At 73.5% G+C, this 9573-nt stretch carries 9 protein-coding genes; 6 read left to right on the forward strand and 3 right to left on the reverse strand.

Annotation, left to right across the window (positions count from 1 at the left end):
- Positions 1 to 143: 143 nt before the first annotated feature.
- Entirely contained in the window at positions 144 to 923 is a 780-nt protein-coding gene (locus tag K7640_RS24545; protein ID WP_222957258.1) for an endonuclease/exonuclease/phosphatase family protein, read from the forward strand.
- On the opposite strand, the gene K7640_RS30650 is transcribed toward K7640_RS24545, so the two are convergent.
- The 3 genes from K7640_RS30650 to K7640_RS24560 are packed head-to-tail and all read right to left on the reverse strand — an operon-like array spanning position 920 to position 3542.
- Positions 920 to 1741 (reverse strand): ABC transporter permease, encoded by an 822-nt coding sequence (locus K7640_RS30650; RefSeq protein WP_222957259.1) that lies wholly within the window; start codon positions 1739 to 1741, stop codon positions 920 to 922. The genes K7640_RS24545 and K7640_RS30650 overlap by 4 nt on opposite strands.
- On the reverse strand, positions 1738 to 2739 hold the full coding sequence (locus tag K7640_RS24555) for an ABC transporter ATP-binding protein (RefSeq protein WP_222957260.1): 1002 nt from the start codon (positions 2737 to 2739) through the stop codon (positions 1738 to 1740). The genes K7640_RS30650 and K7640_RS24555 overlap by 4 nt, the downstream gene beginning before the upstream one ends.
- Positions 2736 to 3542, reverse strand: a complete 807-nt coding sequence (locus tag K7640_RS24560) for an ABC transporter permease (protein WP_222957261.1) — start codon at positions 3540 to 3542, stop codon at positions 2736 to 2738. The genes K7640_RS24555 and K7640_RS24560 overlap by 4 nt, the downstream gene beginning before the upstream one ends.
- 83 nt (positions 3543 to 3625) lie before the next feature.
- On the opposite strand from K7640_RS24560, the gene K7640_RS24565 reads away from it, so the two are divergent.
- The 5 genes from K7640_RS24565 (at position 3626) to K7640_RS24585 (ending at position 9508) form a co-directional block, all read left to right on the forward strand.
- Positions 3626 to 4486 carry a winged helix-turn-helix transcriptional regulator gene (locus K7640_RS24565; protein WP_222957262.1) on the forward strand — a complete coding sequence of 287 codons (861 nt, stop codon included), beginning with the start codon at positions 3626 to 3628 and terminating at the stop codon, positions 4484 to 4486.
- Between the two features lie 138 nt (positions 4487 to 4624).
- The gene (locus K7640_RS24570) at positions 4625 to 5431 is read left to right on the forward strand and encodes a hypothetical protein (protein ID WP_222957263.1); all 807 of its coding nucleotides are present in this window, start codon (positions 4625 to 4627) and stop codon (positions 5429 to 5431) included.
- Complete coding sequence (locus tag K7640_RS24575; protein ID WP_222957264.1) at positions 5428 to 6450, forward strand: esterase family protein; 1023 nt, start codon at positions 5428 to 5430, stop codon at positions 6448 to 6450. The genes K7640_RS24570 and K7640_RS24575 overlap by 4 nt, the downstream gene beginning before the upstream one ends.
- 167 nt (positions 6451 to 6617) lie before the next feature.
- Positions 6618 to 8732 (forward strand): M14 family zinc carboxypeptidase, encoded by a 2115-nt coding sequence (locus K7640_RS30655; protein ID WP_305072244.1) that lies wholly within the window; start codon positions 6618 to 6620, stop codon positions 8730 to 8732.
- A 92-nt stretch (positions 8733 to 8824) separates the two neighbouring features.
- Positions 8825 to 9508 carry a fasciclin domain-containing protein gene (locus tag K7640_RS24585; protein ID WP_222957265.1) on the forward strand — a complete coding sequence of 228 codons (684 nt, stop codon included), beginning with the start codon at positions 8825 to 8827 and terminating at the stop codon, positions 9506 to 9508.
- Positions 9509 to 9573: the final 65 nt, after the last annotated feature.

Raw genomic sequence — 9573 nt, forward strand, 5'->3', positions numbered from 1 at the left:
CACCGGGCACCGGGCACACGGTCAGCGGCCGCGCCGACGACGCAGCCACACCCCGACCGAGGCCACCGCCACGAACACCAGCATCGAGCAGAGCAACACCTTGATCACCCGGCAACTGTGCCACGGCCACGTAGGGTGCAGGGGTGCGCCTGGCGACCTTCAATCTGCTGCACGGCCGGTCCCTCACCGACGGCCTGGTCGACCCCGACCGGCTGACCGCCGCGGTCCGCGCCCTGGACGCCGACGTCCTGGCCCTGCAGGAGGTCGACCGGGACCAGTCCCGCTCCGGCAAGCTCGACCTGACCGCCATCGCCGCCCAGGCCCTCGACGCCCCCGAGCACCGCTTCGCCGCCGCGGTCGTCGGCACCCCCGGCGAGGCGTTCCGACCGCTCACCCACGACGACGACGGCCACGGCGAACCCTGCTACGGCATCGGCCTGGTCAGCCGCCACCCGGTGCGCGCCTGGCGGGTCACCCGGCTGCGCCCGGCGCCCGTGCGCTCACCCATCTACGTGCCCGGCCCCGGCGGCGGCCTGGTACTGCTGCGCGACGAACCCCGGGTGGTGCTCGCCGCCGCGCTGGACACCCCGTACGGGCCACTCACCGTGGCCGCCACCCACCTGTCGTTCGTACCCGGCTGGAACGCCCACCAACTGCGCCAGGTCGTCCGCGCGCTGCGCACCCTCCCCGCGCCGCGCATCCTGCTCGGCGACCTCAACCTGCCCGCCGGACCGGCCCGCCTGCTCACCGGCTGGCGGCCCCTGGGCCGTCGCCCCACCTACCCGGCCGCGGCCCCCCGGGTGCAGCTCGACCACGTCCTCGCCGACCGGCAGGCCCAGCGCCAACTGCCCCCGGTGACCGCGGTGGACACCCCGCTGTCCACCATCTCCGACCACCGCCCCCTGCTGGTCGACCTCGGCTAGAACAGTTGCAGGCTGCCGGTGCGGGCCGCCCGCGCCTCACCCCAGCGCAGCAGCCCCGCCGCGGCGGCGAACAGGCCCACCGTCAACGCGGCCAGCCACGCCAACGGCGCGGCCAGCTCCGCCACCCGGGCGCCGTCCAGCAACGACCCGCGCAGCACCACCAGGCTGCTGGTCAGCGGGAACGCCAGGCCGACCGCCTTGACCCAGACCGGCAGGGCGAACAACGGCAGCCGCACCCCGGCCACGAACCACAGCGGGTCGTCGAGCAGCGTGTACAGGAACGCCGAGTCCCGGGAGAAGATCAGCAGGCTGTTCAGGAACGCGCCCCACGCCACCGCCGGCACCAGCAGCGCCACGAACGCCACCACGTACATGCCGGGGTGGGCCACCCGCAGCAGGTCCGCCGCCGACGCCGCGGCCACCGCGAAACACCCGAACAGCCAGGCGTTCTGCACCAGCGCGCCGGCGCCGTTGCCCACCACCAGGGCCAGCCGGCTGGCGGGGGAGAGGAACACCGCCTCCAGGGTGCCGCTGACCCGCTCGAAGGAGAAGTGCCACGCCGACTGCACCAGCGAGAAGAAGAACGTGTACGCCAGCGCCCCGGCGGCCAGGAACGCCAGCAGCCGGCGCGGGTCACCGGCGACCGCCCACCGCGCGCCGGCCGCCGGGGCGCCCGTCACCGGCAGCACCGTGTAGTAGGTGACGGCCAGGGTCAGCACCGGCCAGATCAGCATCGAGAACACCACCAGCGGCTGCCCGAACAACCGCCGGTGCTGCTTGAGCGCCTCCGCCGCCACCACCCGCAGCGCGTGCCTCACCGCACACCCGCCGGCGTCGCCCGACTCATCGCCAGGATGGCGTCCTCCAGGGTCGGCGGGGTGACCGCCACCGTCACGATCGACCCACCGGCGCGGACCACCGCGTCCACCACCGGCCCGGCCAGGTCGTCGCGGTGGCGCAGGGTCAACCGGTCCCGGCCGGCCTCGTCCACGTCGACGTCCAGCCGCGCCCCCGTGTCGCGGCTGACCGCCCGTACCGCCTCGACCGCGGCCGGCACCGACCCGCCGACCGTCACCACCAGCACGTGCTGCCGGTCGGTCTGCGCCACCAGTTGCGCCGGGCTGCCCTGGGCGACCAGCCGGCCCCCGTCGAGCACGTGCACGTGCCGGCACAACTGCTCCACCTCCGCCAGGTAGTGGGAGGTGAGCAGCACCCCCACCCCGTCGGCGGCCAGCCGGGCGACCAACAACCGCAACTCCCGGGCGATCGGCGCGTCCAGCCCCAGCGTCGGCTCGTCCAGCAGCAGGTACGCCGGGTCGTTCACCAGCCCACGGGCGATGACCAGGCGCTGGCGCATGCCCCGCGAGTACCGCTCCACCGGGGTGTCCGCGGCGGCGGCCAACCCGACCAGCTCCAGCAGCTCACCGACCCGGCGGCGCAACCGCGCCCGGGGCACGTCGTAGAGCTGGCCGAAATACCACAGGTTCTCCCGGCCGGTGAGCCGGCTGTAGACCATCCGCTCCCCGCCGGCGATCACGTTGATCCGCCGTCGCACCGCCCGGGCGTCGGCCACCACGTCCAGGCCGTCCACCGTGGCCGTGCCGGAGGTGGGCCGCAGCAGGGTGGACAGCATCCGGATGGTGGTGGTCTTGCCCGCCCCGTTGAGCCCCAGCAGGCCGGTGACCTGACCGGCGGGGATGGCGATGCTCAGCCCGGACACCGCGGCCACCGGAGTGCCCCGGGCCCGCCAGGACCACGGCGTACGCCGGGGCGGGAAGACCTTGCACAGCGCGGTGGTGACGATCCCGGTGCTCACGCGTTGCCACTCCTTTGCAGGGCCCGCCGCTCGGCCGGCGGGAGGATCCACAGGCCGACGGCCAGGTACGCGGCGCCGAGCGCCAGGCAGACCGCCAGCGCCGACGGCACGTCGACGGACGCGCCGGGCAGGGTCGCCGCCCGCAGCACCCGCAGCGCCCAGGTCACCGGCAACGCCTCGCCCAGCCAGCGGGCGGCGTCGGGCAGGTAACCGGTGGGGAAGGTGAACCCGCACAGCAACGCCATCGCGGTGAACAGCGTGTTCTGCGTGATGTGCGCCTCGCCGGCGGCCAACATCACCGCGCTCAGCGGCACCGACATGCCCAGCACCGCCACGGTCGCCGCGGCGAGCGCCGCCACCAGCGCCAGCGGGTCCGGCACGCTCAGCCGTACGCCCAGCGCCACCGCGGCGGCCAGCAGCACCGCGACCTCCACCACCGTGGTGGTCAACGCCTGCAAGGTCACCCCCAGCAGGTACGGCAGCCGCCGCGCCGGGGTGAGCAGCTGGCTCTCCAGCGTGCCCTCCCGGTACTCGGTGATCTGCGCCTTGGCCACCCACAGCACCATCCGGGTGGTGAACGTCAGCGCCGCCGCGCCCACCGTCACGTACCCCAGGTAGTCACTGCCCCCGGTCGCGGCGGTGAAGCTGGCCGCGACCCGACCACCGCCGATCGCCCGGTACGCCAGCAACGCCACGCCGACGGTCAGCAGGCCCGTCGCCAGCGTCCCCACGAAGTACGTCCACGGGTAGGCGCGCAGCGTCACCCGCCAGTTCCGCACGAACGTCGGCCACACCGCCGCCACCCCGACCTCCCCAGTCAGTTCCCAAAGGGAACTTACAATGGGTCGGTGCGCCTGTACAGCACCCCGTCCGGCAGGATCCGACCATGAACCGGCCCCCCGACCACGACGACACCTGCGGCATCGCCCACGGCGCCGCCGTCATCGGCGACTGGTGGAACCTGCTCGTCCTGCGCGAGATCGCCCGCGGCAACCACCGCTTCGACACCCTCGTCGACGCCCTGCACGTCTCCCGCAAGGTGCTCACCCAACGACTACGCCACCTCACCGACCACGACGTGCTCACCCGCCGCCCCTACCAACACCACCCACCCCGCCACGAATACCTGCTCACCGACCGCGGCCGCGCCCTGCTACCCACCCTCATCGCCATCCAGGACTGGGCCGACCAGTGGCTGCTCGGCGACGGCGCCCTCACCGCCACCACCACACCCGACAGCCCCGAAGCCACCCGCGTACACGCCCTCGTCGGCACCCACCTCCCCACCGACCTGCGACTCACCGCCACCGACGGCACCCCCACCGACCCCGCCGACGGCCCCACCATCCTGTTCACCTACCCCGGCACCGGCACCCCCGCGCCGCTACCCACCGGCTGGACCGACATCCCCGGCGCACCCGGCTGCACCCTGGAGAACCGCCTCTTCCGCGACCAGTGGCCCACCCTCCACCGCGCCGGCATCACCCTGCACGGCGTCAGCACCCAACGCACCGACGAACAGGCCGCCTTCGCCGCCGCCGAAGCCATCCCGTTCCCCCTGCTGTCCGACACCGAACTGCGGCTCACCGCCGCCCTGCGGCTACCCACCTTCCGGGCCGGACAACAACAACGCCTCAAACGGCTCATCCTCGTCATCGACACCCGGCGCACCATCACCCACGCGCTCTACCCGGTCACCGACATCCCCGCCGCCGTCACCGACGCCCTGCGTCACGCCACCGGCTGAACTCCCAGCGAACCCCCAGCCGGCCTCCCGCCCACGGTCAGCCCGATACGCCACCATCGGCCCACCCACCCGGAAACCCGGAACCCCGCCACCGGCGCCCCCACCCGTGATAGCGATGGTGAGACGAGGGGAGTGCACGTGATGTCGCTGACCGGCACACCGCTGCTCCTGCTCACCGCCCTCGCCACCGTCGCGGCGGCCACCGCCACCGCCACCGGCTGGCACCGCGGCCGCCGCACCCGCCTCCTGCTCCGCACCGCCGCGCTCCTGCTCACCCAGGCCCTCGCCCTGACCTGCGTCGGGCTCGCCGTCAACCGCTCGCAGCACTTCTACACCAGCTGGGACGACCTGCTGCACACCAGCGCTGCCGCCGCGCACGCCAACCCCGACCGGCCCGGACGCCTCGACCGGTGGCTCACCCACCACGGCGACACCGGCCCCACCACCCTCGACTGGCGGCCCCCCAGATGGCGCACCTGGCACCTCACCACCGACCCCACCGTCGTCGTACCCGCCGGCTACCCGCACCACCCCACCTGGCGCTACCCGGCCCTCGTCGTCCTCGACCAGGACCCCGGCACCCGGACCACACCCCCCGTCGACGGCGCGGTGCTCGTCCTCATCCACCCCGGAGCACACACCAGCGTCGACACCCTCACCACCACCCTCCCCGAAGACCTGCAACGCGACCTCCGCGTCACCGGCCACACCTGGGCCCTCGTCGCCACCGGCCACCACCGCCTCGCCCGGGCCGTCGCCGCCGCCGCCCCCACCCGATACCGCGCCCTCGCCCTCACCGGGCCCGCCACCGACCCACCCGGACCGACCCCCACGGTCAGCCACACCACCGCCCCGGACCTCACCGCCGCGCTGCGCTGGGCCGCCGCACAGACACCGCTACCCGGCCCCGCGCCACCAACCCCACCCTCGGCAGGCCCCCGATGAACCTCGCCCCCGACGGCCTCGGCACCGCACTCCTCGCCGCCACCGCCACGGTGCTCACCACCCTCGCCCTCGCCGCCACCTGGGACACCGGCACCGGCTGGCGCCGCCACGCCCGGCGCGCCACCACCGCCGCGCTCACCCTGCTCACCGCCGTGGCCACCAGCCTGATCTGGGTGAACCGGCAGATCGAGACCTACACCAGCTGGCCCGGCCTCCTCGGCCGCACCGCCGACAGCCAACCCGTCGCACCCCACCGGCCCGGCGGCGGCCGGATCATCACCCTCACCGTCACCGGCCACCACAGTGGACTCACCCTGCCGGTGTACGCCTACCTGCCCGCCGCCTACGACACCCACCCACACCAACACTTCCCCGTCATCGAGGCGCTGCACGGCTACCCCGGATCACCCCTGAGCTGGCTCCGCCAACTCGCCGCCCCCGCCCACCTCGACCAGGAGATCAGGGCCGGCCGGATGGCACCCACCGTGGTGCTCTTCCCGTACCAGACCCCCGCACCGCTCACCGACACCGAATGCGTCAACCTCAACGGCGGCCCCCAGGCCGAAACGTTCCTCACCGTCGACGTACCCGCCGCCGCGCGGACCCGGCTGCGGGTACGCGCCGACCGCGCCGGCTGGGCCCTCACCGGCTACTCCGCCGGCGGCTACTGCGCCACCAACCTCGCCCTGCGCCACCCCGACCGGTACGCCGCCGCCGCCAGCCTCTCCGGCTACGCCACCCCCGGCATCACCATCGGCGACGGCACCGAACACACGCTCAACGACGACACCTGGCGACTCCGGCACCTACCCGCCCCCGCCGTCGCCCTCTACCTCGCCGCCGGCCGCGCCGACCGCACCTGCGCCGACGACGCCCGCACCCTCGCCCACCTCGCCCACCCACCGCTGACCGTCACCACCAGCCTCCTGCCCGGCGGCGGACACAACGGCGCCACCTGGCAGGCCATGGAGGACCCCGCCTTCGACTGGCTCTCCAGCTGGCTCGCCCGCCCCGCCTGACCGCGCCCGGCACCCCACCTGCGCCACCCACCGCGTCCCGCCGTCGGCCACGCCCGCCCGCCGCCCCAACCGCAAGATTCCCTCAAGATCATTGATCTCGCGATAACCGCAGCTCATGCTGGGTGCATCCCACGCTCAACCCAGGCCCAGACCGGGAGGCCCCCGCCTTGCGATATCAGCGACCAGCCCTCATCGCACTGTCCACACTCCTCGCCACCGGCCTCACCGCCATCGGCACCCCCACCAACGCCATGGGACAGGCCGCAGCCGACCCCCACCAGGTCACCAACCTCACCGTCAAGCAGGCCGACGGCTACGCCACCCTCGCCTGGCAACCCGTCGACGACGCCACCGACTACCAGATCGAACGCACCCCGGTAGCCGCCGACAACACCCCCGCCGGCCAACCCACCATCGTCGGCATCTGGCGCCCCAACCGCCAGATCAACCAGGAAGCACCCACCTTCGCCGACGCCGGATTCAACCCCGGCGACCGCTTCCAGTGGCGGGTACGCGCCCGCGTCGGCACCACCGAACAGCCCTACTCCACCGCCATCACCGACACCACCCGGCAACCCTGGGGAGACCCGAACGTCCCCGGCGAACAGCTTCGCACCCAGTGGGAAACCACCCGCGCCGCCCAGTACACCAGCGACACCGCCGAATACGCCTACACCGCCGCCCTCGACGCCCTCAGCGACCGCGTCCGCGTCGTCGAGCTCGGCCGCACCATCCAGAACCGGCCGATCAACATGCTCGTCATCGGCCACCCCGCACCACCGGCCACCCCGGCCGCCGTCGCCGCCACCAACCCGGTGTCGATCAACTGCAACGTCCACGGCAACGAACCCGGCGACCGCGAAGCCTGCCTGATCATGGCCCGGCAGCTCGCCTTCAGCGACGACCCCCGCACCATCGACCTGCTCACCCACACCACCGTCCTGATCGTCCCCACCATCAACGGCGACGGCCGCGCCGCCAACACCCGCGGCAACTCCACCGGCCAGGACCTCAACCGCGACTACTCCCTGATCCGCCAACCCGAGACCGACGCCTTCATCCGGATGGTCCGCGACTACCGGCCCATCGCCGGCTACGACGGCCACGAATACGGCAACGCCCGCGCCGGCGACCTGCCCATGCTCCCGCCCCGCCACCAGAACGTCGCCCAGAGCATCTTCGACCAGTCCCAAGACATGATCGAAGGCCACATGTACCGCGAGGGCGCCGACGCCGGCTGGTGGGCCTGCCCCTACGGCTGCGAAGGCGGCGGCAGCGTCGGCCTCAGCGAAGAGACCATCCTGCGCAACACCCTCGGCCTCAAGAACGTCGTCAACTCCCTGCTCGAACTGCGCAGCTCCGGCGGCCAGACCCGCCCCGACGAGGGCAACACCGCCAACAACCGGCGCCGCAAGAGCTACTCCGCCCTCTGGACCTTCCAGCAGTTCCTCGACTACCACCGCGCCAACCTGCCCAGCCTCACCCAGTCCCGCGCCGACGCCATCACCTTCCAGGCAGCCAACAACGGCCGGATCGTCTTCCGCGGCTCCCGACCGATCCCCGCCCACCCGGCACCCCACCCCGGCGACAGCCCGCCGCCGCTGGACGCCCCCCGACCCGACCTGATCCTCGACAACGCCCCCTGCGCCTACAAACTCACCGAGGAGCAGTACCACGGCGCCCGCACCGACGGACCCGGCGGCACCGGCACCACCGTCGCGCAACGCCTCGCCGCACACGGCTGGAAGGTCATCAAGACCGGCGGCGACTACTACGTCCCCCTGGCGCAGCCCGAACGAGGCCTGATCCCGCTGCTCCTCGACACCCTGGGCGTCGAGAAGCTCACCAGCGGCGAACGCGTCTACCCGACCCACACCGGCCAGCGCGACGGAAAGCTCGTCGTCACCGGATTCGCCTGCCTCGACGACGCCACCATCGACGGACCGGTCACCGTCAAGCCGGGCGCCACGCTCGTGGCGACCGGAACCACCATCACCGGCCCGGTCACCGCCGACAGCGCCGCCGGCATCGTCCTCGCCGACACCACCGTCACCGGCCCCGTCCGCATCGCCGGCACCACCGACGCGATCTCCCTCATCGACGTCACCATCACCGGCCCGGTGGCCCTCACCGGCAACACCACCGGCACCGACACCCCACTGCTCGCCGGCAACACCATCCACGGCCCGCTGACCTGCACCGCCAACAGCCCGGCCCCGACCAACCTCGCCCTCCCCAACACCGTCGACGGCCCCCGCGCCGGCCAGTGCGCCGCACTGTGAAGCCCTAGCCGTCACACCACGTCGTGCCGGCAGGACGGGCCCCGGCCCGCCCTGCCGGCACGACCCCCAACCCCGACCCGTTGGAGACCGCCGTGTCGCACCCCGCGCTCCCGACCGCCCGCACCCGTACGCGACACCGCGCCACCAGCTACCTGACCCTGGCCGCCCTGCTGCTCCCGAGCACCGCCGCCTGCACCAGCGCTGACACCGACACCTCCCCGAAACCCGCCACCGCGGCCGGCAGCACCACGCCACCCCAGGTCACCGGACCGCTCTGCGCCGCCCTACCGACCGGCACCGACCCGGGCAACCCCACCTTCCTCGCCGGCCAACCCGTCGACGCCGCACTCCAGTGGATCCCCACCCTCACCACCTTCGAAGCCGCGCTGCGCACCACCGGACTGCTCACCGAACTCGACACCACCACCGGCGTCACCCTGCTCGCCCCCTCCGACGACGCCTTCGCCGCCAAGTTCTCCGACGACAACTGGGACGACCTGATGGTCCGCCACCACGACGACCTGCGCACCCTGCTCAAGGCCCACCTCATCACCGGAACCCACCCCCTCGACGACCTCACCGCCGCCGGCACCACCACCACCGTCGACGGCACCACGCTCACCGTCACCCCCACCCGGGACACCGCCCGCTTCGCCGACCGCGCCGAGGCCGTCTGCGCCGACTACCAGGCCACCAACGCCCGCATCCACATCGTCAACGCGGTGCTCGGCACCCTGCCCACCACCGCCGACGGCAACGGCCACCGCGCCCACTGACCGCCCCCGGTCACGACCCGGGACCGACCAGCCCGGCCAACGCCCGGTTGGTGCGATTCGCCCGC

The organism is Micromonospora sp. PLK6-60, from assembly GCF_019890675.1.
Lineage (GTDB): Bacteria > Actinomycetota > Actinomycetes > Mycobacteriales > Micromonosporaceae > Micromonospora.

Bases quoted from the DNA above. Each gene is read 5' to 3' on its own strand.
- K7640_RS24565 (WP_222957262.1), top strand. From the start codon at position 3,626: ATGAACCGGCCCCCCGACCACGACGACACCTGCGGCATCGCCCACGGC.
- K7640_RS24575 (WP_222957264.1), top strand. From the start codon at position 5,428: ATGAACCTCGCCCCCGACGGCCTCGGCACCGCACTCCTCGCCGCCACC.